The 26932-nt window shown below is 36.9% G+C and carries 25 protein-coding genes; 10 read left to right on the top strand and 15 right to left on the bottom strand.

All coding sequences use genetic code 11. From position 1 onward, the window contains the following. The first annotated feature begins 175 nt into the window (after positions 1-175). On the top strand, positions 176-709 hold the full coding sequence (locus B1B04_RS03720; protein ID WP_079559988.1) for a hypothetical protein: 534 nt from the start codon (positions 176-178) through the stop codon (positions 707-709). A gap of 280 nt (positions 710-989) precedes the next feature. Here the strand turns inward: B1B04_RS03720 and B1B04_RS03715 are convergent, their stop codons facing one another. After that, a complete protein-coding gene (locus tag B1B04_RS03715) occupies positions 990-2252 on the bottom strand; it encodes an MFS transporter (RefSeq protein WP_079559987.1) in 1263 nt (420 codons plus the stop codon). A gap of 390 nt (positions 2253-2642) precedes the next feature. On the opposite strand from B1B04_RS03715, the gene B1B04_RS03710 reads away from it, so the two are divergent. Genes B1B04_RS03710 through B1B04_RS03700 form a run of 3 tightly spaced genes read left to right on the top strand, consistent with a single transcriptional unit; the run spans position 2643 to position 6162 of the window. Next, positions 2643-4397, top strand: coding sequence for an ABC transporter ATP-binding protein (locus tag B1B04_RS03710; RefSeq protein WP_079559986.1), 1755 nt, complete (start codon positions 2643-2645; stop codon positions 4395-4397). 17 nt (positions 4398-4414) lie between these two features. Then, positions 4415-5092 (top strand): response regulator transcription factor, encoded by a 678-nt coding sequence (locus B1B04_RS03705; protein WP_079560354.1) that lies wholly within the window; start codon positions 4415-4417, stop codon positions 5090-5092. After that, on the top strand, positions 5089-6162 hold the full coding sequence (locus B1B04_RS03700) for a HAMP domain-containing sensor histidine kinase (RefSeq protein ID WP_079559985.1): 1074 nt from the start codon (positions 5089-5091) through the stop codon (positions 6160-6162). The genes B1B04_RS03705 and B1B04_RS03700 overlap by 4 nt, the downstream gene beginning before the upstream one ends. Before the next feature lie 42 nt (positions 6163-6204). Here the strand turns inward: B1B04_RS03700 and B1B04_RS03695 are convergent, their stop codons facing one another. Further along, positions 6205-6792 carry an NAD(P)H-dependent oxidoreductase gene (locus tag B1B04_RS03695; RefSeq protein WP_079559984.1) on the bottom strand — a complete coding sequence of 196 codons (588 nt, stop codon included), beginning with the start codon at positions 6790-6792 and terminating at the stop codon, positions 6205-6207. A 120-nt stretch (positions 6793-6912) separates the two neighbouring features. Here B1B04_RS03695 and B1B04_RS03690 point away from each other — a divergent pair, with 120 nt between their 5' ends. After that, complete coding sequence (locus tag B1B04_RS03690; protein ID WP_079559983.1) at positions 6913-7350, top strand: MarR family winged helix-turn-helix transcriptional regulator; 438 nt, start codon at positions 6913-6915, stop codon at positions 7348-7350. 51 nt (positions 7351-7401) lie between these two features. Here B1B04_RS03690 and B1B04_RS03685 read toward each other — a convergent pair whose 3' ends face one another. After that, on the bottom strand, positions 7402-7803 hold the full coding sequence (locus B1B04_RS03685; protein WP_079559982.1) for a GNAT family N-acetyltransferase: 402 nt from the start codon (positions 7801-7803) through the stop codon (positions 7402-7404). An 11-nt stretch (positions 7804-7814) separates the two neighbouring features. After that, on the bottom strand, positions 7815-8711 hold the full coding sequence (locus tag B1B04_RS03680) for a GNAT family N-acetyltransferase (RefSeq protein WP_240518185.1): 897 nt from the start codon (positions 8709-8711) through the stop codon (positions 7815-7817). 97 nt (positions 8712-8808) lie between these two features. On the opposite strand from B1B04_RS03680, the gene B1B04_RS03675 reads away from it, so the two are divergent. Beyond that, complete coding sequence (locus tag B1B04_RS03675; protein WP_079559980.1) at positions 8809-9579, top strand: YqcI/YcgG family protein; 771 nt, start codon at positions 8809-8811, stop codon at positions 9577-9579. Here B1B04_RS03675 and B1B04_RS03670 read toward each other — a convergent pair. The 3 genes from B1B04_RS03670 to B1B04_RS03660 form a co-directional block, all read right to left on the bottom strand. Continuing rightward, positions 9576-10901: an amino acid permease gene (locus B1B04_RS03670; protein WP_079559979.1), complete on the bottom strand. Its 1326-nt coding sequence runs from the start codon at positions 10899-10901 to the stop codon at positions 9576-9578. The two genes, B1B04_RS03675 and B1B04_RS03670, sit on opposite strands and share 4 nt — an antisense overlap. 25 nt (positions 10902-10926) lie before the next feature. Further along, positions 10927-11862 carry an arginine deiminase family protein gene (locus B1B04_RS03665; RefSeq protein WP_079559978.1) on the bottom strand — a complete coding sequence of 312 codons (936 nt, stop codon included), beginning with the start codon at positions 11860-11862 and terminating at the stop codon, positions 10927-10929. A gap of 278 nt (positions 11863-12140) precedes the next feature. Beyond that, on the bottom strand, positions 12141-12365 hold the full coding sequence (locus B1B04_RS03660; RefSeq protein ID WP_079559977.1) for a transcriptional regulator SplA domain-containing protein: 225 nt from the start codon (positions 12363-12365) through the stop codon (positions 12141-12143). Between the two features lie 240 nt (positions 12366-12605). On the opposite strand from B1B04_RS03660, the gene B1B04_RS03655 reads away from it, so the two are divergent. The 4 genes from B1B04_RS03655 (at position 12606) to B1B04_RS26345 (ending at position 19611) form a co-directional block, all read left to right on the top strand. Continuing rightward, complete coding sequence (locus tag B1B04_RS03655) at positions 12606-13994, top strand: TldD/PmbA family protein (RefSeq protein WP_079559976.1); 1389 nt, start codon at positions 12606-12608, stop codon at positions 13992-13994. 3 nt (positions 13995-13997) lie between these two features. After that, positions 13998-15341, top strand: a complete 1344-nt coding sequence (locus tag B1B04_RS03650; RefSeq protein WP_079559975.1) for a TldD/PmbA family protein — start codon at positions 13998-14000, stop codon at positions 15339-15341. Positions 15342-15805: 464 nt separating this feature from the next. After that, entirely contained in the window at positions 15806-19216 is a 3411-nt protein-coding gene (locus B1B04_RS03645; protein ID WP_079559974.1) for a copper amine oxidase N-terminal domain-containing protein, read from the top strand. A 263-nt stretch (positions 19217-19479) separates the two neighbouring features. Further along, the gene (locus tag B1B04_RS26345; RefSeq protein ID WP_276207737.1) at positions 19480-19611 is read left to right on the top strand and encodes a hypothetical protein; all 132 of its coding nucleotides are present in this window, start codon (positions 19480-19482) and stop codon (positions 19609-19611) included. A 105-nt stretch (positions 19612-19716) separates the two neighbouring features. On the opposite strand, the gene B1B04_RS03640 is transcribed toward B1B04_RS26345, so the two are convergent. The 8 genes from B1B04_RS03640 to B1B04_RS03605 form a co-directional block, all read right to left on the bottom strand. After that, on the bottom strand, positions 19717-20226 hold the full coding sequence (locus B1B04_RS03640; protein WP_079559973.1) for a QueT transporter family protein: 510 nt from the start codon (positions 20224-20226) through the stop codon (positions 19717-19719). Between the two features lie 152 nt (positions 20227-20378). Then, positions 20379-21134 (bottom strand): 3-oxoacyl-ACP reductase, encoded by a 756-nt coding sequence (locus B1B04_RS03635; RefSeq protein WP_079559972.1) that lies wholly within the window; start codon positions 21132-21134, stop codon positions 20379-20381. A 56-nt stretch (positions 21135-21190) separates the two neighbouring features. Continuing rightward, positions 21191-21412, bottom strand: coding sequence for a DUF2829 domain-containing protein (locus tag B1B04_RS03630; protein ID WP_079559971.1), 222 nt, complete (start codon positions 21410-21412; stop codon positions 21191-21193). 66 nt (positions 21413-21478) lie between these two features. Then, positions 21479-21847, bottom strand: a complete 369-nt coding sequence (locus B1B04_RS03625) for a hypothetical protein (RefSeq protein WP_079559970.1) — start codon at positions 21845-21847, stop codon at positions 21479-21481. A 140-nt stretch (positions 21848-21987) separates the two neighbouring features. Beyond that, on the bottom strand, positions 21988-22839 hold the full coding sequence (locus tag B1B04_RS03620) for a GNAT family N-acetyltransferase (RefSeq protein WP_079559969.1): 852 nt from the start codon (positions 22837-22839) through the stop codon (positions 21988-21990). Between the two features lie 20 nt (positions 22840-22859). After that, positions 22860-23402, bottom strand: a complete 543-nt coding sequence (locus B1B04_RS03615; RefSeq protein ID WP_079559968.1) for a histidine phosphatase family protein — start codon at positions 23400-23402, stop codon at positions 22860-22862. Positions 23403-23613: 211 nt separating this feature from the next. Then, entirely contained in the window at positions 23614-24918 is a 1305-nt protein-coding gene (locus tag B1B04_RS03610; RefSeq protein WP_079559967.1) for a sensor histidine kinase, read from the bottom strand. A gap of 509 nt (positions 24919-25427) precedes the next feature. Next, positions 25428-26891: a spore germination protein gene (locus tag B1B04_RS03605; RefSeq protein WP_481817170.1), complete on the bottom strand. Its 1464-nt coding sequence runs from the start codon at positions 26889-26891 to the stop codon at positions 25428-25430. Between the last annotated feature and the right edge of the window lie 41 nt (positions 26892-26932).

Below are 26932 nucleotides of genomic sequence, written 5' to 3'. Positions count from 1 at the left end.
ATTCAGTGGTTTACTGTTATTCAATTAGCGAAGCAAAAAGAGGTTTTCGCTTAATTAATATGGTAAATTTGATAAAAGGTGGAATTTTTTATTGTTTCTCCTTATAATATACAATATATAAGCGTGTGTTTTCATACTACTAGATTTTTTGTAAGTAAAAGTGTGGGGTGGTTAATTGAATTTTATTACTTGGTCAATTATTGCAGCAGAAATTGGTTTTTGGATTGTTATAATACTCGGTCTAACTTTACGTTATGTATATAACTTTAAAAAAATGGGATCGTTCTTTTTACTTCTAACACCGGTGATTGATTTGTTTCTGTTAATCGTAACTGCTATAGATCTATTAAAGGGTGGAAATGCAACTACGTCTCACGCAATTGCTGCTATCTATTTAGGTGTGTCGATTGCTTTTGGAAAGAGTATCGTTCGTTGGGCTGATGAAAGGTTCTTATACTACATAAAAAAAGAGGGAACAAAACCTGAAAAAAAGACTGGTTTCGCATATGCTCGTAATTCTTTGAAAGGGTCTTTTCAACATTTATTTGCATATATCATCGGAGCAGGATTTTTATTAATATTGATATACTTAGTAAATGATGCGGACCGTAGCTCTAAACTTTTTGAAACACTAAAAGTATGGTCTTTAGTACTGGGAATTGATTTTATCATATCTATTTCATATTTCATTTGGCCACAAGGAAAATAGTTATTTTACATAGAAGTAAGTAAAATATTTTAAAAATAATGAATGTTTTTTCTTCAACTAACCAGAGCCTTCGTTAAATTTTCGATTCACGAAATATCAAACCGAAAAGACAAATTTATCCTACACATTTTGTAGATTAAATCTGTCTTTAACAGCAACAATCTTTTAGAAAACAGCCAACTTTATTATTATTCAAAAATGTGGTTGCGTCAGAAACTTGCCTGTAAAAGCTTTCCTTTACACATAATAAAAATCTCAGAGAAAATGTGGATAGCGAGAATCAATTTGCTACCTCGCTCTTTTCAAATCGTAAAATCCTCTTCGTGGTAATTGCCATCACTACCATGGCAATACATATCATTAAAATAGGAACGTAGACTTTAACACTAAATGCTTCGAATAATAAGCCATACACAATTTGCCCAATTGGTGCCATACATTGTGAAACGGCAATGATAATAGCCATGACCTTCCCTAAGTTTTCATTAGGTGTTTCTTTTTGTACAAGCGTAATAACATAAATGGAGATGATTGTCATAATCATAGCGATTAAAAGTGCGCTCAAAACAAATAAAATATAAGATGGATAATAGCCAATATTCAGCAACAGAGGCGTAACCGCTATAGCCATTGGGATAATCAATAAAGCAGTAATGAAAATCCAACTATACAAATTAGTGATACCCATTTTTTTTGCAAAGTACCCCATAGATAAAGCTCCTAAGATCGTAGCAAAATCGATTAACCCCATCCCTACTCCGTACAATGTATCACTACTTTGCATTGTAACACGGAGAATAATCGGTACACCTACGACAAATAGCGGTGTTAATAATAAATTTAATAATGCCGCTAAAATCATACATTTGAAGATAAAAGATTGCTTCACTACATAGCTAAAGCCCTCTTTCAAATCATTTACCAGCGTCGGTATAATATGACCATCCTGCTCTCGTTGCATAAATGGGATATGAATAAACATCTCTAATATGGCCGAAAGGAAAAAGAACACACCACTCACCACGACTAGCACTTTTAAGCCAATCAAACCGTATAGTATTCCACCTAATACAGGAGCAGCTACATTAGACAATGCTTGAATACCATTAACAATTCCATTAGCTTGCTCAAGCTTCTCCTCTTCTACAAGTACTGGTATACTGGCCATCACTGCAGGTGCATACATAGCACTAACAAGGGAAAGCAGTACCATCACAACACCAATTAGCAAAACAGAACTATTACCAATTGCTAGCATTGCAAAGAAAGTAAACACAATTATGCTACTCGTAAAATCGAAAATCACCATTAAGTTGCGTCGATTGAACCTGTCAGCAATGGCTCCTCCAAGTGGTGCTAGTAATATTGGAACGCTCGATATCGCAAACAGTACTGCAAAAAGATCTGCACGTCCTGTAATATCAAGTACATAAAGTGATAAGGCAAACCTTAAAAGCGCAGAACCTAAAATAGAAATAATTTGCCCAATCACCATCAGGTTAAAATCTTTTGAAAAGCCTTTTCTTTTAATCTGTGATTCCATACATTAGACCCCTTTCTTTTAGAACTATTAAAGTAACAATCATCCACGCCTATCTGAACCAATGAGAAGGCTCTGATTTCCGCTACGGGCTACTAGCTTTCCTGCGGGAGTCGAGTAGCCCTACGCTACAATCAGTTAAAATGGAAATAAATTGACAAAAATAAAACTAGACCGACTGTCGGTTTATGATATTGTATGATAATTATCCAAAAAAAGGAACTTATTTTGATCTTTCGCAAAAAATTTATAATTGATCATACTTTTAGGAATAGGTCCATATCGAGTCATCACCTCTTGCTCATTTCATATTCAGTTCATAAAGACATGCTATAGTAAGATAAATAAAAGATTCATATTTAATGTTGAAGAAATTGAAGGGAGATTTTAACGTTGCAAGAAACATTGCAAGATACTACTAAAACGAAGGATTGGCGACGCTTTGTTCGCTTAGTCAAACAGGCTGAGCCACCGATGTGGCTTTTAATTATTTCATTAATTATGAGCTTAGCGACTACAGGCGTTGGCTTTATTGTTCCGTTATTTACAAAAAAATTAGTCGATGGATTTTCATTAGAGTCACTTGATTATTGGCAAATTATTTTATTAGGTTTTGCTTTTATCGCGCAAGCCATCGCGAGTGGACTTTCCATTTATTATTTAAATCGTATCGGACATCATGTTGTCGCGAAATTACGCGATCAGCTTTGGAGAAAGCTTCTTCATTTACCTATCCCTTATTATGATGAGAACGATACAGGTGAAACATTAAGTCGAGTTACGAATGACACAGCTGTCGTTAAGGAGCTCATTACCGAACACCTTGCAAACTGTTTATCTGGTGTTATTTCCATTATTGGCTCCATCATCATTCTATTAATCTTAGATTGGAAAATGACCTTAGTGATGCTGATCGCTGTTCCACTTGCTATGGTTATTTTATTGCTTCTAGGAAGACGTATGTTTGTCATTTCAAAAGGAATGCAAGATGAAACAGCAAAATTTACGTCCGTGCTCAATCAAGTTTTACCTGAAACACGATTAGTAAAAGCTTCAAATGCCGAAAATATTGAATATGAGCGTGGCAAAAAGGGAATTACAAACCTCTTTACGTTTGGCTTAAAAGAAGCAAAAATCCATGCACTTATTTCGCCACTAATTTCGTTTGTATTAATGTCAGTCCTTGTAGCCATTATTGGTTATGGTGGTGTACGAGTTTCTTCAGGAGAACTTACAGCTGGTGACATGGTAGCCTTTATTTTATATTTAATCCAAATTATTATGCCGATGACCCAATTAACGATGTTCTTTACACAGCTTCAAAAAGCAATGGGTGCTACAGAGCGAATCAGTGCTTTACTTGAGCATGAAGAAGAGAATATTTTTGAAGGAAAAACATTAGAAAAAGTAAATCAGCCGATTTATGTAAAAAACGTTGACTTTGCTTATGGAGAAGAACTGATTTTATCGGATATTAATTTTACTATTGAACCTGGAAAAGTTACGGCTATCGTCGGGCCTAGTGGTGGAGGAAAAACAACAACATTTTCTCTGTTAGAAAGATACTATCAACCTACTAATGGAAGTATTACACTCGGAGAAACCCCTATCAACACGTACTCCCTACATTCTTGGAGAAGCCAAATCGGCTATGTTGCTCAGGAGAGTGCACTCCTGTCTGGTACGATTCGCGAAAATATTTGCTACGGTATTAACAGAGAAGTACAGGATGAAGAGCTTGAAAGAGTTGCTAAAATGGCCTATGCCGATCAATTTATTAATGAACTACCAGAACAATTCGATACAGAAGTTGGAGAACGTGGCATAAAGCTTTCTGGCGGTCAACGACAACGAATTTCGATCGCTAGGGCACTTTTACGCGACCCTCAAATATTAATGCTAGATGAGGCAACATCTAGTCTAGATAGTAACTCGGAAATCTATGTTCAAAAAGCATTGGATAATTTAATGCAAGGTAGAACAACGCTCGTCATTGCACACCGCCTTTCAACAGTAGTAGATGCAGACCAAATTCTTTTTGTAGAGAAAGGACATATTACAGGCAGTGGCACACATGAGACTTTATTTGAGACGCATAATATGTACCGAGAGTTTGCCAAACAACAATTACGTATTAAAGAGGAATAATGAAGGGATTTGTTAGCATGACAAAATTATTAGTTGTAGATGATGACGCCCATATTCGAGAATTAGTAAAGATATTTTTACAAAATGAAGGTTTAGAAGTAATTGAAGCTACGGACGGTGTGGATGCACTGTCCAAATTGGATTCTGATAAGGTGGATATGATTATTATGGATATTATGATGCCAAATATGGATGGCTGGGAATTATGCGAAGAAATACGTTCATTTAATGATAATCTACCGATTTTGATGTTAACCGCAAAGGGAGAAACTTCACAAAAGGTAAAAGGTTTTAATCTTGGAACAGATGATTATCTTGTTAAACCATTTGAACCAGCAGAGCTGATTGTTCGTGTGAAATCAATACTTAAAAGATACCAAATTTCCCTTTCTCAACTTGTGGAGGCTGGCAATATTAAGTTAAATCGTAATACACATGAGGTTTTGTATAACGGTAAATCTTTAACACTTCGTTTAAAGGAATTTGAACTGTTATTTACATTAGCAAGCTATGCTGGAAAAACTTTTTCCCGTGAACAGTTAATCGAAGAAATTTGGGGATACGACTATGAAGGTGATGAACGTACAGTCGATGTTCACATTAAAAGACTTCGTCAACGATTCCCACAAGATACAAGTGGATTTATTATTCGTACAATTCGCGGCCTAGGCTATCGATTGGAACTTGTTTCATGAGAAGATTAAAAAATAGTTTAAAGCTTTTTTTAATTTTAATGCTTCTTCTTACCATTAGCATCGTATTTGCTTTTATTTCCTACCACATAACGTCTTGGCTTTATGATTGGTTAGGCAAGCATCCACAAGGTTTCTGGCTCCAATTATGGACCGTAGTCGGTGTTTTTGTTCTCTTTGCTTGCACTGTTATCATCACCTTTTTAATTGGGCTAAAAAAACAACGGAACTATTGGAATACGATTGTAGATGCATTAAGTCGGATTGCTAAAGGTGATTTCACTGTCAAATTAGATCTTAAAGCAGATGACGAAGATCAATTTGGTCAATTAATACATGGCATCAACCATATGGCGGTTGAGTTAGGTGAAATGGAAAGAATGCGCCAAGAATTTATCTCGAATGTATCGCATGAAATTCAGTCACCTCTAACTTCTATTAATGGCTTTGCTAAAGCATTAAAAAACATTGACCTCCCAGAGGATAAGCGACAGCATTATTTAGCAATCATTGAGATGGAAAGTAATCGACTATCAAAAATAAGTGACAATTTACTAAAGCTTACTTCATTAGAATCACAGCATCACCCCTTCGAGCCAAGTCATTACCGACTCGATAAGCAATTGCGCAACGTCGTATTAACGCTCGAGCCAAATTGGCTAGCTAAAAACATCGACCTGGATCTTCAACTGGAAAACATTTCGGTCGTGGCGGATGAGGACTTAATGAATCAAGTATGGATGAATTTACTAAGCAACAGCATTAAATTCACGCCATCTGCTGGCATTATTACACTATCTATGACGAAGCAAATAGATACGATAACTATTGCCATTCATGATAATGGAATTGGTTTAACAGAAGAACAACAAAATCATATATTCGAACGATTTTATAAGGCGGACCAATCGAGGACGGCTGAGAATGGTGGAAGTGGCTTAGGACTATCTATTGTCAAGAAAATCGTCGATATGCATAACGGCACAATTACTGTTGAAAGCAAGTCTGCTGAATTTACAACATTTTTTGTAACACTGCCACTAGAAATCAATATGACTCATGCAAACAAATAAGAGATTCTTACTTTGTCTGCACGAGTCTATTTGGCGGATGAACTAGTAAGCTACTTTTCTAAAATATTGATAAACTTTTTCGAGTTTTTTGCTTTGTCTCCCCTTCTTACTTTCCATATTGCCAAATTCAAAAAACTTCACTTGTTTAATGCCAACATAATTAAATAACGCTCTTTTCATTAATACTTTATGCGCATTATTCAGCCATAAGAGTGGATACTTTGTTGGCCCCTTCATTGTCGAAATACACACTACTGATTTTCCCTTTAAAAGCCCCTCAGGAAATAGCCCCTTTTTATCTTTATACGCAAAATTGGCCGCAAATAATTGATCAATATACCCTAAAAGCATTGCTGGTGGTCTACCCCACCATATCGGATAAACAAAAACGATTTTATCAGCCCACTTAATTTGTTCACGATATTTCTCAAGCTTTGGATCACGAAACATATCACGACGACGTTTATGTTCATGAAATACTAAAATCGGGTTAAATTGTTCCTCGTATAAATCTAAAACTTGAGTCTCCTTTATGGAAGGATTGTCATGACAGCCTTTAATAACCTCCTGCAAAAAAGCATAATTCAAACTTTTATGATTGGGGTATGTATAAATAATTAATGTATTCATTAAGCGCCTCCATTAGTTATCATTTGATAACAAAATAGTAAACTATCCAATTATAGTTGTCAAATGATAATTGTTTTAAGATAAGTTTTTTGTTATCTTGTCAGTAAGAGGTGAACCCATTTGGACAAAAAACAATTATTTCAACAGTTCGTAGCATTTACAGCAGCGGTACACCAAGTAACGCACGAACTAACCCAAAACGTTAAAATAGATAATATTACACCTGTACAATATAAAATTTTAGAATATATAAAGGTAAGCCAGCCAGTTACACCTACAGAAATTAGTGATTGCCAGCATATGTCCTTACCTAATACAAGCCGTGAATTAAGAAAACTACAGGAAAGAAAGTTTATTGAAAAAATTAGCGATACTGAGGATCGAAGAAAGCACTATATTTGCCTGACAGAAGTAGGAGAAGAAATAATGGAGGAAGCATTCTCCTGTATAGAAGAGCGCTTTCAGCAGCTTATCCAACATGTATCTACAAATGATTTAGAGGACATTCATCAAGCATTAAACATTCTTGACGAAAAGGTCTTTAATCCAAAATTATAAAAAGAACCTGCATTGCTTTTCACTATAAGAAAAGCATTGCAGGTTTTTTCATTATTTATTATATTGACATAAAAAGCGTTCCACACCAGGGTATTTCTCCCCAAGGCTAGTTATGAAAAAACCATAGCGACGATAAAAATCTACAGCCTCACAATCCGTTTCAGCAACAATTGATGAGTACTTACTTGCTATATAATTAATCATTTTATTGCCAATGCCTTTACCTCTTTGATCAGTAAATACAGCGATATGTTTAATCTCACACTTTGATAAATTGAATTGTTCTATACCAATACAACCAATTATTTCACCTTCGGATTCAAAGCTATATAAAGTCCTATTCGATAAAAGTATATATTTTTCATACTCTTGTTGAACTTTTTTATCTGAAGTTGCAAATGAAAGTAGTTTTCTAATAGCTGGAGAAATAGTGTTTGCTTGAACTATATTCATCTCTTATCTCCTTAAAAATCGGTAGCAGGAATGACAACAGCCTTACAAGCTTGTTCATAAAACTCGATTGGACCCGCTCCTCCGATAATTGCATATTCATACCCCAACTCGTTCATATCTTTTAAACAATGATGGAGGAGGGAAAATCCTATCCCCTTCACCCGATTAGTTTTCGCTACACCCATTGGGCCAAAATAACATTTTTTATTTTGATAAATGTCAAATCCAGCAAATCCAACAAGATCTCCTCTATCATCAAAAGCAACATATATGGAAGGTGTAGTATTTAAAAATGCACTTTTAATCGTTTCTGACCACTCTTGCGAAAAATGACTTTCTACAAAATGAATAAGCTTGTTTTTATCATCTCGGTTGACTCTACGAATATTAGTAGAAATCGCATCGGGGAAATTGTAATGGCGAAGATGAGTAACCATATCCCGCGAAGTCGTAGCAAGCTTTAAAATCAGTTTCGTATCTTCTTCTGAAACGAATTCCTCAAGCATTTTCGTCTTGATAAGAGCTTTAAGAAAGTGACCTTCATTTAAATAAACCTGGTTATAGTTTCGCATATAGCAATTTGCTTGTTCCAATACTGTTAAAACATCATTTGATATTGGAATAGAAAATAAGCTATGGCTAGTAACTTTCATTTCTGTTTTTTGATGAAATTCATTCACCAAGTTTCTTAAAGACGCTTCATCGATAGTAAATTTTAATACTAATTCACCAAGTGCCCCCTCTTTTTCTTTGAAACAAGCAAGCAGGAAATGAATTGGGCGTAACAATTTTTGCTGTGAGGAGGAAGCTTCTTCTTCCGCATTCTTTATAATCCTTAACATACGCTTTGTTAATTTTATTTTAGTTGAAATCAAATGCCTGATCATCCTTTCTTGGATTTTTTTCAACTTCTTAATTTTTTTACACTAACGTTAATGCCTATACATCGTCACTCATCCCCACTTTATTTAATAATATAAGGATGTATAGAAGGAGGAGACTCAAGTGGAAGTAGCAGTGTTAGACAAGAGGTGGATCGAAGAACATTTTGAAACACTTCCATTATGGCAACAGTCAGCATATACCGACTTCGCTGCCATGGTTGCAGATGAAGCAAATACGTTCCCCTGTATTCCAGCAAGAAAAGGTTTTTTATCGAACCATCTTCGCTACAGTTTTATCGGAGATCCACGAGAGGAACAATCGATAAAGACATTAGCACTTTGCTTAAAGGAATACAATAAGCACTGTCAAACATTCGGCAACTATACAACACATACCATTTTCTTCAAAACGCCCAATGAGATGCATAAATTCGACGTTGCGGATTATAATAATTTATTTTGGTCAGTTTTAAACAATTTAACTAAATTCGATGAAATTGATTGGCCAAAGGAAATTCCAACCGATCCATCACATAATGAATGGGAATTTTGTTTTAACGGTGAGCCTTATTTTGTATCTTGTGCAACGCCCGCACACAAATTAAGAAAGAGTCGTCATTTCTCTACTTTATTAATGGCATTCCAGCCACGCTGGATATTTGAAGAAATAAACGACTCTACTGCATTTGGTCGAAAATTAAAGAAACTTATTCGGCAACGCATTAACGAATACGATGATATCCCTGCCCATCCTGATTTAAAATGGTATGGGCAAGAAGGAAGTAATGAATGGAAGCAGTATTTTTTAAGCGATGATAATGTTAGTCCATCAAAATGTCCTTTTTTACGTATGCAAAATTCTCTGATTTTTCCACAGAACAAAGAACATTAAGCTTCCTTACCTTGTTTTTGCCTTTTCATTACAATCCAAGTCGCAACCCCTATTAAGATGATAAAAAGCAGGCTCACGAAAAAACCGAGTCTGCTTGTTTTTTCCCCTAACGTTCCAGACACTGTCACCGCAATGAGTAACATCCCTATTCCATTCTTCACATACTCCCACTTTGACAGGTCCATTAGCTTCATATAGGTCACTAATATAAAGAGCCAGTTATAAATTAGCATTAAGCCTGCAGCTGTAACCAAATATTCAAATATCTTTTCTGGCATGAGGAATCCTATAACAATCGTTACGATTAAACCACTAGCTAAAAAGAGAAATGCAGGAAATGGAATCTTCATTTTCCCCTTCTTCGCTAGAGAAGCTGGAGCATCGTGATCCTCTGCGAGTGTAATAAGAATCGTTATGACCGCGTATAAAGAGGCTACCATTGTTGAAAAACCTGCAATAATTAAAACACCATTAAAAATATCTGCAAAAAAAGGTATATGATAGCCATTAAGCGCTGTAATAAATGGGCTTTCCTCAATAGTAAAGTCCTTCCAAGAAACAAGTGCCAAGGCAAGCATGATAGCTATTATAAAAATGACAGTAATAGCAATAATCATCACTTTTCCAGCTTTCGGCGCTTCTTTAGGATTTTTTAAGTCAATGACCATTAAACCCATAACCTCAATTCCTCCAAATGCATAAAAAGCGTATAGCAGTCCAAGCCAAATCCCTTTCACACCTTGAGAGAAAAATTCTTCGTAATTTGCATACAGCGCATCGAGTGTAGTAGTTTCCGTATTAAATCCTTTTATTATTAATACAACCGCTACTAATATAAACATGACAACCACTGCAGCCTTTAACGCCCCAAAAATATTTTGAAATTTTTCAAAGCCCTTCATGCCCATAAGAATAACGGCTAATCCAAGTGCTGCATAAATAGATGCAGCACTCCATAATGGAAGCATTGGAAACCAAAGCTTTGTAAAAATACCCAGCGCCATCAATTGACTGCCCATAATAAGCATCTCAGAAATCAAGTAAATCCAGCCATTACTAAATCCTGCCCAATTTCCAAAAGCTTGCTTTGCATAAGTACGAAATGATCCCTTATCTGGATTGTCAACTGACATCTTAACAAGAGCATCATAGACAATGTACGTAGCAATCGCCGCTAACAAAAAAGGAATTAAAACAGCAGGACCACTTTTATGAATGGCCATACTTGTCCCAAGGAAAAATCCTGTTCCTAATGTACAACCTATACCGAGAAGCGAAAGTTGCCACCAAGACAACCTTCCTTTACTTGTTTTAGATGTCATTTTGATCAGCCCTCCTGCCTTTTGCTTACTTTCTTAACAATGGCAATGTCATGCAACGAATGCCACCACCGCCTTTTTCAAGTTCTGTGACTTCAATTTCTATTAAGTTCTTTTTTTGTAACAGTGGATGTTTCGTCCATTGCTGCTTCGTTGCTTGTTTACTAATCAACAGTGTTTCGGGATTAAGATTGATAAAATTGATATCAGGGATTGTATTATATTTTTCAAGCCAGTAGACATCAAAGCCATGATGATTTAAAAATTGCTCGGTCATTTCGAAACGAATTGTTTGAGGCGTTAACACCTGTACAGGAAAATAACGCATAAAGTTTTTAGCGATTACTAGATTAGCGTTTGTCACATTACAATTCATATCTAAATGAAGTGTATCGGATCGTCTCGGCAAATCAATAATCGCGATTTCTGTAAATCCTTCTTGGAAGATGTGATCCTTCATACTTTCTACAGCTTCTAACGTTGTTCTCATACCAATATTAATAAGCACTGCATCCCTATTTAAAATCATTACATCTCCACATTCTAAAGCAGTAGAAGGTTGTTTCACTTTTAAATTTTTTGCTGGAAACCATTTATCTAATAATGAGTGCGCATGTGGATACTCCGGTCGCCTTAGCGAGCTTCCCGCCTCTCCAAGGAAAATCCTATTTCCCAAAACACAGGCTAGATCGCGTACAAAGTACCTATTAATAAGCTGCTCACTTACTGTTTTCTCACCATTTGTTAGTTCTTTCGAATAATCAATAACCTTGACACCTTCATTTTCTAGCGTCGTCTTTAATTCCATGAAATTCTCCATTGCTTTTACGTGATTGACAGTAGCACTCCACCCTACATTTTCAGCTATTGTTAAATCTGTTACATCTAATTTTGATGGCGCACAAAGCATAACAACCTCAAGCTCTTCATGCTCCGACAAACATTTCGGTTGAAATGAGTACAAATAGATTCTCCCCTTTTTGAATGACTATCTCGGCTTAGCGTTACCATCAAAACTGGGATTATACAGACAAAATAGGTAGCAGAACTATTAGTATCCATTTCAAAAGATAAGAATGAGATATTGTTGCATAAGAGATGCGATGGAGGTTGAGGCTTCCAAGGAATTTAATGAAATTGGGAAAAAGCTAAGAGATTCCGCAGTATTAAAATTTAGAGAAAAAACCTATTAATTATAACTAGTTTCTCTCGCTACAAAATAATTCCATTTCATAACCTTTATCAGTGAAAATACTGATGATAAGCTTGCACAGCTGCCATTTCGCTTGTAAATATTAGAATATCGTTTGTTATCGGATAATAAGTCTCAAATAGAAAAAGCACCTGTTCATTTGGGTGATCCGGATTATTCACAACTGCCGCTTCCTGTATGTTCGCAACTTCTTGAAAATATGGATGACGATAAAAAATATAAACAATATCCCCTGCATTATATTGCTGCTTCATTCCATCACCTTCCTCTGATTTTCCATTAGTTTGGTGATAGAAGCAGTAAATTATAATTAATTTTTGATTTTCGTGTAGATGTTCATTAAAAATATGCCCTACCTACCAACGCTCCTATCATAAAACGTCTCAATTAGAATATATATTAATTTACGTGATAAATTTCACTAGATTTAATCCCAATATACGAACACTGAACATTCCGATTGCTTGGTATAATTGAGAAAAGGAGGAAAAAATATGATAAAACAATCAGTTATTGAAAATGTACTTGAAGCTGCCCTTTCAACAGGTGGCGATTTTTCCGAAGTTTTCATCGAGGATAAGTTTGTCAATGAATGTACATTGCTAAGTGGAAAAATTGAACAAAGTATTTCAGGTCGTGACTTTGGTATTGGTATACGCATTTTTTCCGGTCTTCAGAGCATCTACACGTACACAAACGATTTTTCAGAGGAAGGCTTACTAGCAGCAGCAAAACGAGCAGCACTTGCTATTAAAGGCGGCGCTACCGGAACTATTCAACCACTAAAAAAAGAAATTATTACACCTGTTCATAACATTATCATCCTACCAAACAGTGTGGCTCATGCTAGAAAAGCAACAATCATGCGGAAGGCTAATGACATTGCTAGAAATTATGATGAACGTATCAGTCAAGTTAAAGTTCGGTATCTTGACGATGAGCAGCATGTTTTAATCGCCAACTCAGAAGGAAAATTTGTAGAAGATACGCGTATTTATAGTCGACTTACTATCCAGGCAACTGCCTCCGAGGGCAAAGAAACGCAAACTGGCTCCTACGGTCCTGGCGCACATGCAGGCTTTGAATTTATCGAAAATCTAGATCTAGAGCACTATGCTGGTGAAGCTGCACGTATTGCGGTCACGATGCTTCATGCCGATGAATGTCCTAGCGGAAAATTCCCAGTCATCATTGATAATGAATTCGGCGGTGTTATATTCCATGAAGCTTGTGGTCATGGACTTGAGGCTACAGCCGTCGCGAAAAACAATTCCGTTTTTGCAAATCGTCTTGGTGAAAAAGTTGCCCCTGACATTGTTACATATATTGATGATGGCACACTTCCAAAAGAATGGGGTTCCCTTAACATTGATGATGAAGGGGAAAAAACGCGAAAAAACATCTTAATTGAAAATGGAATTTTAAAAGGCTACTTGATTGATAAATTTAATGCGCGCCGTATGAATGCTGAACCAACTGGATCTTCACGTCGCCAATCTTATCGTTTCAATCCAACATCCCGAATGACGAACACATTTATCGCGCCAGGCACTTCTACACCTGATGAAATAATTGCATCTACCGAATATGGTATTTATGCAAAATATATGGGTGGCGGGCAAGTAAATCCATCAACAGGTGACTATAACTTCGCGGCTATGGAAGCTTATATTGTGAAGGATGGAAAAATCGATCATCCTGTACGTGGTGCAACACTTATAGGTAACGGAGCAAAAACATTGCAGCTAGTTGATCGTGTTGGTAATAATCTTGCGCACGGTGCTGGCATGTGCGGATCCATTAGTGGTAGTCTTCCTGTCAATGTTGGTCAGCCGATGATTCGTGTTAGCGAAATGACAGTTGGAGGAACAAAGGGGGAATAATTGATGAATATTGCTGAATATCAAGAAAAACTACTAGATCAGGCGATAGAAGCCGGTTTTACAGAGACTGAAGTTTATTTCGAACGAAAAAGCTCTTTTCAATGTATGCTTTACGAAGGACAGATTGATAGCTATGAAACGTCTGAGGATGGGGGTCTAAGTCTACGTGGGCTGCATAACGGAAAAATGGGGTACGCCTATACAGAGAAACTAGACGATGATTCTATTTCCTTTTTAATCAACAGTGTAAAAGCAAATGCAGACGTTCTAGATGAAGATGAGGGCATAGATATTTTTGAAGGCAATAATGAATACACGCCACATGAATTTTACAATGAAGAATTAGAGTCAATCGGGATTCCTGAAAAAATCGAGCTACTACTTTTAATTGAACAAAAAATCCGTGCCTACGATTCGCGCATTGTAACGCTTGATTACTGTTTTCTTCAAGAATATACTACTGAACGTTCATTAGCGAATAGTAAAAATCTTTCTCTATCACATAAGGAGAATGGTCTAGTCATCTACCTTTCCACAGTGGTCAAAGAAGGAGAGGAACTGAAAACGGGTAGTTATTTGAAAATGACTCGTGATTTTCATTCTCTCAATGCTGATGAAATTGCCAAAGCAGCAGCCGAAGAAGCACTTGCAAACCTAGGTGAAAAATCGATTCCATCTGGAAAATATCCAATCATCCTACGCTCAGATGCGACAGCATCTTTACTAAGTACTTTTATGCCTATATTGTCTGCAGAAAATGCACAAAAAGATCAATCTTTATTAAAAGGTAAAGTCGGACAAAAAGTGGCGTCAGATGCTTTGACATTACTGAATGCCCCATTCCATCCTGAAGCTTTATCAGGAGCAAGCTTTGATGGTGAAGGTGTTGCAACAAAGGAGCAGGCGATCATTTTAGACGGAACACTGCAAACACTATTGCATAATAGAAAAACGGCAAAGAAGGAAGGCTGCAAAACGAGCGGACATGCACATAAAGACTCTTACAAAAGCACTTTATCAATCGCACCTCAAAATTTATATATTTCACCAGGTAATCGATCACAAGAGGAGTTAATCGCCTTAGTCTCTGAAGGAGTACTTATTACCGAATTAGCTGGCCTTCACTCAGGAACGAATACGGTTTCTGGTGATTTTTCAGTCGCAGCTAAAGGTTTCCATATTCAAGATGGCAAAATTGCATCACCTGTGAAGCAAATGACTATAGCCGGAAACTTCTTTAAGTTCTTAAATACTATCGAAGAAATTAGCTCAGAGCTTTTCTTCCTACCAGATGGGTACGGCTCCCCTTCCCTCCTTGTGAAGGAGCTATCAGTAACAGTGGAATAAAACGGTAAAAGTGCGTCGGATTTTAAACTGTACTCCTCGGCAATGCTTGTCGCTAATCATTGCGACAAGCTTTTTAATTACAGCTGAATTGCTATTGTTCTTGTCAACCTGCTTGACCGGGATAATAGCCAGCGCTTTCAACGGCGGTAGTCTGTCCTCGTATACTTGACCCCCATATTATGAAGAAAGTCATCATCCCTACATTACGATTCGTTTTATAATCATAGAAATGTATTCTTCTCCATTCGTATTATGAAAAATACGTCGAGAAAGACACGACGAAGGTACATTTATTATTTCATATAGGAAAACGCCCAATAAGGCCGATATGGAATCACCTTACAGGTTAAATTTTCTTATATAGGTAAAAATACGAAACTTTTTCACCTATTGGTGCGTACTAATTATACAATGATATTTATCATTGCCAGATTAATATAAGGGTATCGGAAGGGGTGGAATTTATGAAGAAAATATGGACTTTGTTTCTTGCAGCGATACTTATTGTACCGATATTGCTGCAGCCAGTAACTGCTCAAGCGGCAAGGGCCATCACTATTTATGTGGACGGGGTTCAATTAAAGACCGACCAGCCGCCAGTGATGGTTCAAGGGCGTGTCATGCTGCCGCTTAGAGCAATCTTTGAGGCATTGGATGCAAACGTAGATTGGGATCGAAAGAATCAAACCGTTACTGGGATTAAAGGAGGTACAACGGTAGTTCTCAAGATTAAATCGAAGGTAGCTACTATTAATGGCGAGAGAGTTACGCTTGATGTACCAGCACAGATAATAAATGGCAGAACAATGGTGCCAGTACGCTTCGTTAGTGAAGCGCTTGGTCAGGATGTTGACTGGAACCCGTATAATCAGATCGTATCTATTAAATCTGACACTCCGAGCAATATCAGTATTTCTCCAGTGAGCTATGTGTCGGTTAGAGATATTGGTAATCAAGGAGATGGGCGTGACCTGGAGGTTACCTACTCCAAATCGTCTACTGAATCACTTGTGGATCATTACCGGGTTCTCGTTGTGAAGGCTTCAAAAAGCTTTAATCAGGCGTCGGCCCTAAAGGTCTCCGCTTCAAATTATACGAAAGTATCACCTGCCGGCTCGGATCGTTCCATAATATTAACTCAAAGTTCGCGGGATGTGGACGGAGACTATATTAGAAATGACGAGCCTTATGTAGCGTATGTACTTGCAGTTGGAAAAGGTTCTTATTCCAGCGTATTATCGAAATCTTCTCAGAAGATTACCTTAACGAACATGTCTTCGGTTACAGAGGTAACAAATGTAAAAATTAACGATATTAGCGATTTTGGAGATGGACGCGATATCTCGGTTAGCTTCACTCGTCCACAAAGTGACAATAATATTTCGAATTATCGTGTGTTTATCGTAAAGACTAAGGATGCTAACAATTTCAGCCTTTCTAGCGCGAATAATTTAACTAGTAAATCCTATACGACAGTCAATAAATCGGGAAGCAATGGCGGCACGTTGACAGGAACTCTGACTTCTTCGTCGCGCGACTCTTCCGGTGATTATATTAAAAACGGCGTCCCTTATACAGCGTTCGTTCTGTCTGTAAGCAACACTATTTCAGCTAGTAATAAGTTGTCTTCTGCTTCATCTTCAGTAACGCTTAGTGCGAATACATTGCCTATTCCGGTTATTACTCAAGTTGATGACGTCAATGACTATGGGGATGGACGTGATCTGCGGGTTAGCTTTAACAAAGCATCCGATGAGTCTAACATTAGCGCATACCGGATCTTTGTTGTAAGAGCAAACAACTATTCGAACTTTACATTGACGAAGGCGAACAGTCTGTCCAGCTCTAATTACACACAAGTGAACAAGACGGGCTACAATATTTCTCAAGTTCTCTCTTCAGGGGCTCGAGATACAGACGGTTATGCCATTCAGAATGGGGTCAGCTATCGTGTATTCGTTATGGCCGTAGCTAAAAACTCAGGGAATAACGTATTATCGTCGGCTTCCAATGCGATTACACTATATAGTAGCAATGTTGGTGCAGTATCGAACCTCAATGCCAGCGATGTGAATGATTATGGCGACGGTCGTGATCTCTATGTCTCTTTCACTAAAGCGGCAAATGAGTCTAATATTAGTCACTATCGCGTCATGGTTGTGCCAACAACTTATTACAGTAGCTTCAGTCTGTCGGATGCTAATAATGTATCCAGCAGTAATTATACGACTGTGAACAAGTCAGGAAATAACAATTATGGGCTGACGCTCTCGGGAAATACTCGGGATGTGCGCGGCAATTATATCACGGATAGAACTAGCTACCGTGTCTATGTTCTCTCGGTAGGCTATGGCAATTATTCCGGTAGCAATGTGCTGTCCTCGCCAACGTCTACGATTACGCTCGGTAAAAACATCAATGTGCAGGCTGTATCTAGTCTGAATGCTACTGATGTAAGTGATTATGGAAATGGCCGTGATATACAGGTATCGTTCACGAAACCTTCCGATGAAACAAATGTCAATCAATATCGCATTTTGATTGTCCCTACAGCGGAGTACAGCAGTTTCAGCCTATCGCAAGCTAATAGCAGCTCTTATTACATCTCAGAGAGCAAGGGCGGAAATAAATCAGTAACTAGAACGTTAGATGGGGCTCGAGATGTTCGCGGTAATTCCATTACGGAAGGCACAAGCTACAGTGTCTATGTATTGACTGTAGCGAATGGAAATTCTTCAATCCCAAATGCTCTATCTTCTGCATCGGGAATCAAGCTTAGTAAGAACAAAGCCCTTCAAGCGGTAAGCAATGTTAAAGCAAGCGATGTTGGTGATAATGGAGATGGCCGAGATTTACAAGTATTGTTCACGAAGCCTTCCGATGAATCGAATTTAAGTAATTACCGTATTCTGGTTGTCCCTGTGTCAAAGGCGAATGGCTTTGGCTTAAATGAAGCCATTAAAGCTACTTCTTATACTAGTATAAGTAAAGGTCAGTATAGTGCGATCTTGAAAGCTGGTGATAAAGATACTGAGAACCAACAGATTAAAAATGATACAGAATATCGAGTGTATGTATTGTCAGTAGGTACGGGAAGCTCCCAGGGAATGTATAACTTGTCCGGTCCTTCTGATGTTATTAAACTGGTTAATAATGCAAAAGTTGATGAAGTAGGATCAGTATCTTTGGATGCTAAAGGAAGTAGTAACTCTACTGATATCGAGGTAAGCTTTACGAAGGTTAGTGATGAGCAGAATGTATTAGAGTATAGAGTGTTTCTGATTCCAGAGGGGCAGGCCTCTACTTTCACTAAACAGCGTGCAGAATCAATTCAAAATATCAGTTTGTATACCATCATTAAACCCAATGGTAATAACAACATCCGACAAACCTTGATGGTATCAAATGACGCCTTTGGCGATCCAATCAAAGCAGGAACCTCGTATGTTGCTAAAGTACTTACAGTTGCTAAGGTGGGAGCCAATGCGTTGTCAACGCCATCTAACGCAGTGACACTCAAGTCAAATCCAGTTGATACAGCTGTAAATCCAGCTACGATTACAAATGCTACTCCTGGAGCTAACGAAATTACACTCACATTTAGTACACCGAGCAACAAGGGAAATATTAGTGGGTACGAGATTTATGCAGTTCCGAGTACTGTAACGGATTTTAGTGTAAATAATCTTAATTCGAATTATATGATTAATACAGTTTCTAAAGAGTATTCTGGGGAACCCATCAAGCTTAATTTAACGACACCTGGGTCTTATAAGCTCTACGTTCTATCGAAACCGGATAATGTAAATGCTAAAAAAGCAGCTTTATCCGAACCTTTCTCATTAGATGTGGTAACACCTACCCTACAATCTTAAGAGAGAGGCTAAAATAACTTCTTCACAGAAGGGACTCCTCAGGTGGTGCTTCATGGACCATAAGAGGAGTCCCTTCTTGTTGGCACAGCTCATTTGTCCTCCGACTGTTTCTATGAATGTCTGGTCTATACTGGCATAGGTAATCAAGTTGATGGACAATAATAAGACAAACTATAGCACTAAAATTTAGGATAACGTGGACATAGATTCATGAAAAAGGTAGGTTTAGTGATGCGCAATTTGTGGAGGCGCAGGGTCCAAAAGTGTTTAACGAACAGCTGCGGAATATTGCTAAAGAACTGGAAGTCGTGATCCTCTTCGAAAAAAATCATCGCCCGGATCTTTTGCTGGAATATACCAGTAAGAATCCGGGCGATGAGGTTTATATTGTCTGATTCAGGCGGAAGTATTTGAGCTGAACCCAAGGTGTACTAGGTAAGATTGTGGTCAAAACTGAGCACCCTTACTTCATAAAAAAGACTCACTTTTTATGCATAAAATTATTTCGATAAATCAATTTTTTTATTTAATAAATAAATAGTCATACCACCAACAGTCATTGACAATAGCTCTCCAATTCCAACCGTAAACCATGTTGCCCAAAACGGAAGATCATAGAGAATTGTTAATTGTCCTGCAACGGTGAACATTGATATAGCAAAAATCAATGCAGTTATAACCATTTTCACAAGATCATTTGTTATATTTTTCGTTACTCTTCGGCAAAGAACTAAAACGAGGAATGTCGCAATTCCACCAATGGGTACATCTAATATCCACGTTGGTGACATGAAATTTGCGAGTACTACTCCTAGAGTCACGGCTACTACATAGCGTTTATTGTAGAGGGCCAGGTAGTTAAACATCTCCGATAGACGTAATTGAACTGCCCCAAAACTTATGACTGACAATAAAACAGTTACAGCCACATATAAAGCTGCAACAAGTGCCGTCTTTGTAAGCTCGGTTACAGAAGTACGGCTTGAATCTTTTACAATAGATGTATTCAATTTTATTCTCCTTTGTAAAATAGCACATCCGCTATTTTAGTAATAACTACGACCAAAGGAAGAGAGCTTTTCGCCCTATCTGAAGTGCCGTAGTGCAAGCAGATTTTTGCTTACCTGCGTATTATATCAGAAGAATTTATGATTGAACAATCTTATTTCGTTAGCCAGCCACCATCGATTGGCATAATAGCTCCATGAATATAATCAGCAGCCGAACTTGCTAAGTAAAGTGTTAAATTCGCTACTTCATGTGGTTGTGCCCAGCGTCCAGCAGGCGTTTCATTAGCGACCCATTTGGCCATTTCCCCATCACCTTCAAAATCTGCCTTATTCATCGGTGTTTGAATGGCCCCAGGTGCAATGGCATTTGCGCGAATTCCTTCACGACAATAATCTAAGTCTAACTGCTTCGTATAGCCGACAATCGCATGTTTAGATGTTGTATACGCTGCACCACCACCGCCAGCAACAAGCCCTGCAATAGATGCCATATTAACAATGACGCCTGATTTTCGTTTTACCATATGGGGTAATACCGTATTCGTCACAAAAAAAGTTCCCTTAACATTGGTATTCATAATTTTAACCCAAAGCGTCTCATCTGTATCGAGTGTTTTTGCAAAACCATCTAAAACGCCTGCGGTATTTAATAAAATATCTACCTGCTTAAATTTTGAAATTGCAGCTTCAAATGCTTGCTCTACATCGTCCTTATTACATACACTACCTACTTTATAGGCAAATTGTTCAGGGTATTGGTGATATAGTTTTCCTAACCCTTGCTCATCTAAATCAAACCCGAATACGTTTGCCCCATTTTCTAAAAATGCAATAGCTTGAGCTTGACCAATACCTGAACTAGCCCCCGTCACAAATATCGTTTTGCCCATATATTCTTCGAACGTCATTGATCTCTCTCCTCTATAAACAAAGAAACCACCTCATTTGAGATGGCTCCTTTCGATTAATTGACAATTATCCAATCTTCCGCTAATAAATCACAGACTGTCGGTGTGAACATTGTATAGCCCTCACCGCGTACATTAATTAAAAAATAAGGATTCAAAGTCTCGCCATCATGTTCGCATTGTCCAACAAGCTTCACATATAATTCGGCACCGCCCCAACCTTTACGAATTACTTTTTCGCCCGCCTTTAAGCGAGGTAAAATTTCTTCAAACGTCATTTAAATTCATCCTTTATTTACATTCTTTATCGGATTAGTATACTGGAATTCTCAATTGTTTACAACCTAGCCCTCAAGCAAAACCGTATAAAGTATATATTGCCCATTTAAATCCACAATGATTGTATCCGTATTATTATCATTTGTTGAGAAAATCTTTGTTCCACTTTCCAATTTAGTAGCATAAAAATCGTTAAAATTTTTAGAGGAATTTGTAGTTTTAATAATTTCCCCTATAATCTCACATTTCGTATATTCTAATTGTTTCATCGATTCCAAGCTTGTAGTATTAATGTAAATCAAATTATTATATTGAAGAATATCCGCTTGAGAATGTTCTGTAAGAATAGATTTCGCAGTGGGAGTGGTATTTATAGCCGGTGTACAACCTACCAACACCAATATTAGTAAATTACATATGAGTATTTTCCTCATAACTAATAACACCTTCTTTTTATAACTACTTGGAACAATTACGGTTCAATTTAAAACTCTTCACATCTATAACTCCCCAAATTTAAGCAACATCATTTTACCTAGCTTCACGTCGAAATTGACTCTTCTCATCTCGCAAACTACGAATCCATTTTCTTCTTCATTTGCACTTGCTCCGTCTTCACTTCTAGCCCGTTTTCCATCAAATAGCTCGTAGCAGGATTACTTACTAAAAAGTTAACTGTTCCCAGTTTTACTTTGTGTTTTGTAATGCTTGCGATAAAGTGTGGAATATGTTCAACATTGCCATTCCCTAATAGCTCTAATTGATAAAGTACTATGCTGTCTATGGCTCCCTCCTGATTCCATACAGTTTTATATAACATATAGCCAATTGCTTCATTATTCTCATTATAAAAAACTTTAGCTTCTCCTTGTTTATTGCTTTGCCAGCTACATTGCCAAGGAACATCCTCCAGATAAAAAGATAAATGCGGTAGCTGCTCTGGACGAATAGTTTCCACATGAATTCCGACTGGCTTCTCTACTTTTGCTTCATATTCGCCACTTAAAAAGAGCAATTGATTTGTAATGGTATAGCCATACTTCTCATATAGCGCAATTGCTACCTTATTCTCTTTTATAGCTTCCAGCGTTGCAACTTCCACATTCTCTCTTTCATAGATGGCGATGGTTTCTTCCATTAAAACACGAGAAACACCTTTACCGCGAAAGTCTGGAGAGATACCTGTTCCTCCATTCCAAGAGGTTTTCTTACCACCTATTTGTCTAAAGCCATTTAATACAATGCCAACAGCATTACTTTGATCAAATGCGACGATAGATAGCTCTGGGGATAATCCTTCCCCAACGAGTCGGTTTAAAAACACCTCTTCATTCATTTCTATTTGTACAAAATACCCCTCAAAGCCTTTATTCCAAGCTTTTAAAGTTTCATTTAACGTGCACCGTGAGACTGTTTTTATTTTCATGTTTTTCTCCCATCCCTACGTTAATTTACAAGTGATAAATCTTCTAAAGTTAATTTTTTTATTATTTCAAAACCATTTCCAGGACCATTTGGCTTAACAATAACCATTCCCATGTTTGAAATTTTCCCTAGTCCAATATCTTCAGGAAAACTATGGGCAACGATCACTTGATTCATTCCTTGCGATGGCTTTCTTTCTAACGCTGATTGCACATTTGATAAAATATTATTTTTTTCAATAAAAGGAATAGCTCCACCCAATTTATAAATTCCATAACCTATTGGGTCAATTTGGATATAAGAATAAGGAAATGCGAGCTGTGCCGTTTCAACTGTACGACAAAAAGGACTTACGATTATTGGTGAACTAATCGGAATTTGTAAATGACGTAACAGTTGTCCAAAGTAAACGGCTTGCCTTCGCCCAAATTCAGACAAATTTCTTTGCGTAACACAATCTTGGAAATTTATATATGGCTGATCTACTCCGACAGTTGCTTGACCATGCCTTGCATACAAAACAAATCCACCCTTTCTCAATAGATCAAGGATTGATTTATCCAAATATTTCAACTCCTCCATAATAGAATACCATCAATTATTAGTACTATATGAAATGAATGACTCAAAAAATGTAAAAGTAATAGTTGAAACTGCATTTCGCATAACTAGCAAATATTTCAATTAACCCTCCCCCCTTTACTTTGCCGGTTGCGGACTTAGATTAATAAAAATAAAAAAACTTCCTACAATTTTCTGTAGGAAGTTTCGAAATTTACTTTATTGGAATGGTTACTATTGCGGTTGTCTCTAGATGTTTTGATGAATCGATAGAAATTTGACCGTCGTACTTATTGACTATTTCATTCACAATAAACAAGCCTTGCCCTCTTGTTTTACCATTTTCCGGTTTCTTTGTGGAAAATCCTCGCTTGAATATTTGCCCTGCTTCTACAATATTTGGTCCAGTATTTGTAACCTGTAATTTATATTGCGTGTCATCGGCTTCACAGCAAATTGTTATTTTACGTTGTTCTTCCGATAATTCATTTGCAGCATCAATCGCATTATCTATTAAATTCGATAAGATTTTAATTAGATCCGTTGTTCTAATTTTATTAAACGCATCCTGAGAGACTGTGAAATCCATATCAATATTATGATTTTGCGCCGTTAGTTTTTTTGTTTGCAATAAAATCGACAAGCCAGGATGATCAATATTTAATTTAAGAGACTTTATATCATGAACTTCTTTAGACAATGAAGATAAATATTGTTTTGCCTGATCAGGTTCATCTAATTGTAGAAATCCATGTAATACTTGTATATGATTTGTGAAATCATGTCTTAAAGAGGACACGGAAGTAATTAAAGTTTTAATTTCCGCTTGATATGTATCTTCTGTCGCTTCAACCTCTTCTGCTACTTCTTTTTGATACCATCTCTGTAAGAAGAAAACTGAGCCGGTAACCATTAAAATGAGTACACCATTAAAAATAAAGATTAAAAGATTGTCTTCGATTACTTTTCCCTTAATGTCATTTAATGTGTCTGCACTAATATCAATTCCTATGTATGCTATAACCGCCCCTTTTTCATCCTTAATCGGTGCACCAACAGTTAAGTAGGAGCCATATATAGAATCTTGTATTACGTCTGTTGTAAATGTTTCTCCATTATAAGCTTTTTGCACTTGTGTCTCGGGTACTGTACAGTCCATTCCGATATAAAAGCCTTTAACTTCACTTGGTAAACCCATGATCATTGCTTTAGATACCTTCGGATTTTCAATATCTAATGTATAAACAAATAAAGCACCTATTTTTACTCTTGCATCATTTAAGTAGCTTCTTATTTGCCAATAATACTCATTTTCCTCGGGGTTATCTAAAAATTGTTTGTACGCCTCTACATCAATAGTAGATGCGATAGAAATAGCCGCTTCCAGACTTTGGTTAGCTATAGACTCTTCTACTGTCTTTTTCATTTTTATATAGGATGTAAAGATGTTTAAACTTGTAAACAATACTAATAAGAGAGTTGATAGTATTAAAATTAGTTTTATTTTTCGTGTTTTCATACAAACTGGTACTTCCTCATCTATTGACATGAATAATATCTTAATTTAATTGAGCTTGGCTTTCGCATTACATAAAAATTGTTAGTCGTTAGTTGACATCATCATCTCATACTTTCAACCTAGGGAACAATTTCATATCCAACAACCCTATTATACTACAATATACTTCTTTTTTTATGGTTGTTTAAAGATCATTATTTGCGCAGTGAATCGCTCTTCCTACCGAAAATCAGATGAAGAGAAGTAAGAAACTTAGAAGTTTTGAACTACAATGGCTATTTACCCTTGTACATCCATCTTAAACACACTGTTCGAAAATACGATTCAGGATTCTTCGCCACTTTAAATAAGAATATTGGTTCTTAGTTTATCATCTCAAGCCCGTTTTGACTATATCAACCTTCGCCTCCTACTTTTGGGCTATACTTTCTCATTGTTGAAATGGGAGTCTGTTTGGAAATAAAAAAAAGATCAGGCCTATAAAAACCTGATCTTTTCATTCGAAGTATTTATTTTTTCCTACTCGATGTCTTTGTTTCATCCTGAACATTTAAAAATTTCGGTCGCTTACTGTAACCCGAAGGAGATAGGCGAACTAAAGATTTTTTTATGTCCGGCCAATTTAAATCCGCTCCCATAGTTAAATATGGAACACCTAATACTCGTAAATTTGCAATATATAGAAGGATGAAAAACACCGAAACGAAGAATCCAAATAACCCCAAAAATGCAGATGCTAAAACAATGATTATCCTGAGAATACTCATTGCTGATACAATTGATTGATTGACGAGTGTAAAAGCTGCAATACTTGATGTAGCTATGACGATAATCATGGAAGGACTCGTAACACCTGATTTAATCGCAGCATCTCCAATAATTAATCCCCCGACAACGCTTATGGAACCACTAATAACATTGGGTAGATGTATATTTGCCTCCCGAAATAATTCAAACATAAAAAGCATCATTAATATTTCAAGAATTGTTGGAAATGGGAGCCCCGTTCTTGATTCAACGACTGTTGCCAATAGGATGAATGGCAATTGCTCTTGATGATAGGTTGAAAGTGCAAGCCAAAAACCTGGTAAAAGTACACTTATTAAAATAGCAACTATTCTCAGTAAACGCTCCATAGAACTTACAATAATCGGATGTTCATTATCCTCACCGGATTTAAAAAGTAACATTGCATTTGCAGGTGTAATAATCACATAAGATACTCCATCAACTACGATGATAATGCGCCCTCTACTTAAAGCTTGGACAGCAAAATCCGGACGTCCAGTATAATCATGTTTAGGCAGAATTTTATCGCTCTGCTCAATCCTTTCCATCAATATATCTCCGCTAAATATAACATCTGCATCAACTCGCTGGAGCTGCATTTTTATTTTCTCAAGCATGTTTTTATTTACGACATCTTCTAAATAAAGTACAGCTACGGTTGTTTTGGATCGTTTGCCAAGCTCATATGTCTCAACACTTAATGAATTAGTCGGTAATCGTTTTCGTATTAAAGCAATATTAATTAAAACATCCTCAATAAAATCATCTCTCGGACCTTTGATAACTAATTCAAGAGTTGTTTCTTTAGGCTCTCGATTTGGTTTTTTAGCGATATAACTTGAATACAGCAAATCCATATCTTCGAAATATAGTAAAACATGCCCTTTATAGACTCTTGTGATGGCCTCATCTTTACTTGTTACTCTCTGAAGACGGGGAATGTGTAAATGATTTTGTATATGCTCCGCTAACAATTCATCCGAAGTTGCGGTAAATAAAGATTGAACTCGTTGCACAATAACGGTCTGCAGTAACCGCTCATTTATCATCGCATCGCATTTTATCAAGTGTACTTTATGTTGACGAAAGACATACTCTTGGAATATTACATCAGCAGAGCGTTGAAATAGTGACTTCAAAGATTTCAAATTTAACTCTTGTTCCATTGAAGAAATATCTATCATCTCCTACTGATCCAGCTCCAAATTAGTACATTTATGAAAAA

Source organism: Lysinibacillus sp. KCTC 33748 (assembly GCF_002237755.1).
GTDB lineage: Bacteria > Bacillota > Bacilli > Bacillales_A > Planococcaceae > Lysinibacillus.
This window is presented reverse-complemented; position numbering and strand designations above follow the sequence as displayed.

What these genes read in the sequence shown, in the direction of transcription:
- B1B04_RS03715 (WP_079559987.1), bottom strand. Translation starts at nt 2,252, where the DNA reads ATGGAATCACAGATTAAAAGAAAAGGCTTTTCAAAAGATTTTAACCTG.
- B1B04_RS03705 (WP_079560354.1), top strand. Translation starts at nt 4,415, where the DNA reads ATGACAAAATTATTAGTTGTAGATGATGACGCCCATATTCGAGAATTA.
- B1B04_RS03700 (WP_079559985.1), top strand. Translation starts at nt 5,089, where the DNA reads ATGAGAAGATTAAAAAATAGTTTAAAGCTTTTTTTAATTTTAATGCTT.
- B1B04_RS03695 (WP_079559984.1), bottom strand. Translation starts at nt 6,792, where the DNA reads ATGAATACATTAATTATTTATACATACCCCAATCATAAAAGTTTGAAT.
- B1B04_RS03685 (WP_079559982.1), bottom strand. Translation starts at nt 7,803, where the DNA reads ATGAATATAGTTCAAGCAAACACTATTTCTCCAGCTATTAGAAAACTA.
- B1B04_RS03670 (WP_079559979.1), bottom strand. Translation starts at nt 10,901, where the DNA reads ATGACATCTAAAACAAGTAAAGGAAGGTTGTCTTGGTGGCAACTTTCG.
- B1B04_RS03660 (WP_079559977.1), bottom strand. Translation starts at nt 12,365, where the DNA reads ATGAAGCAGCAATATAATGCAGGGGATATTGTTTATATTTTTTATCGT.
- B1B04_RS03655 (WP_079559976.1), top strand. Translation starts at nt 12,606, where the DNA reads ATGATAAAACAATCAGTTATTGAAAATGTACTTGAAGCTGCCCTTTCA.
- B1B04_RS03650 (WP_079559975.1), top strand. Translation starts at nt 13,998, where the DNA reads ATGAATATTGCTGAATATCAAGAAAAACTACTAGATCAGGCGATAGAA.
- B1B04_RS03645 (WP_079559974.1), top strand. Translation starts at nt 15,806, where the DNA reads ATGAAGAAAATATGGACTTTGTTTCTTGCAGCGATACTTATTGTACCG.
- B1B04_RS03635 (WP_079559972.1), bottom strand. Translation starts at nt 21,134, where the DNA reads ATGACGTTCGAAGAATATATGGGCAAAACGATATTTGTGACGGGGGCT.
- B1B04_RS03630 (WP_079559971.1), bottom strand. Translation starts at nt 21,412, where the DNA reads ATGACGTTTGAAGAAATTTTACCTCGCTTAAAGGCGGGCGAAAAAGTA.
- B1B04_RS03625 (WP_079559970.1), bottom strand. Translation starts at nt 21,847, where the DNA reads ATGAGGAAAATACTCATATGTAATTTACTAATATTGGTGTTGGTAGGT.
- B1B04_RS03620 (WP_079559969.1), bottom strand. Translation starts at nt 22,839, where the DNA reads ATGAAAATAAAAACAGTCTCACGGTGCACGTTAAATGAAACTTTAAAA.
- B1B04_RS03610 (WP_079559967.1), bottom strand. Translation starts at nt 24,918, where the DNA reads ATGAAAACACGAAAAATAAAACTAATTTTAATACTATCAACTCTCTTA.
- B1B04_RS03605 (WP_481817170.1), bottom strand. Translation starts at nt 26,891, where the DNA reads ATGATAGATATTTCTTCAATGGAACAAGAGTTAAATTTGAAATCTTTG.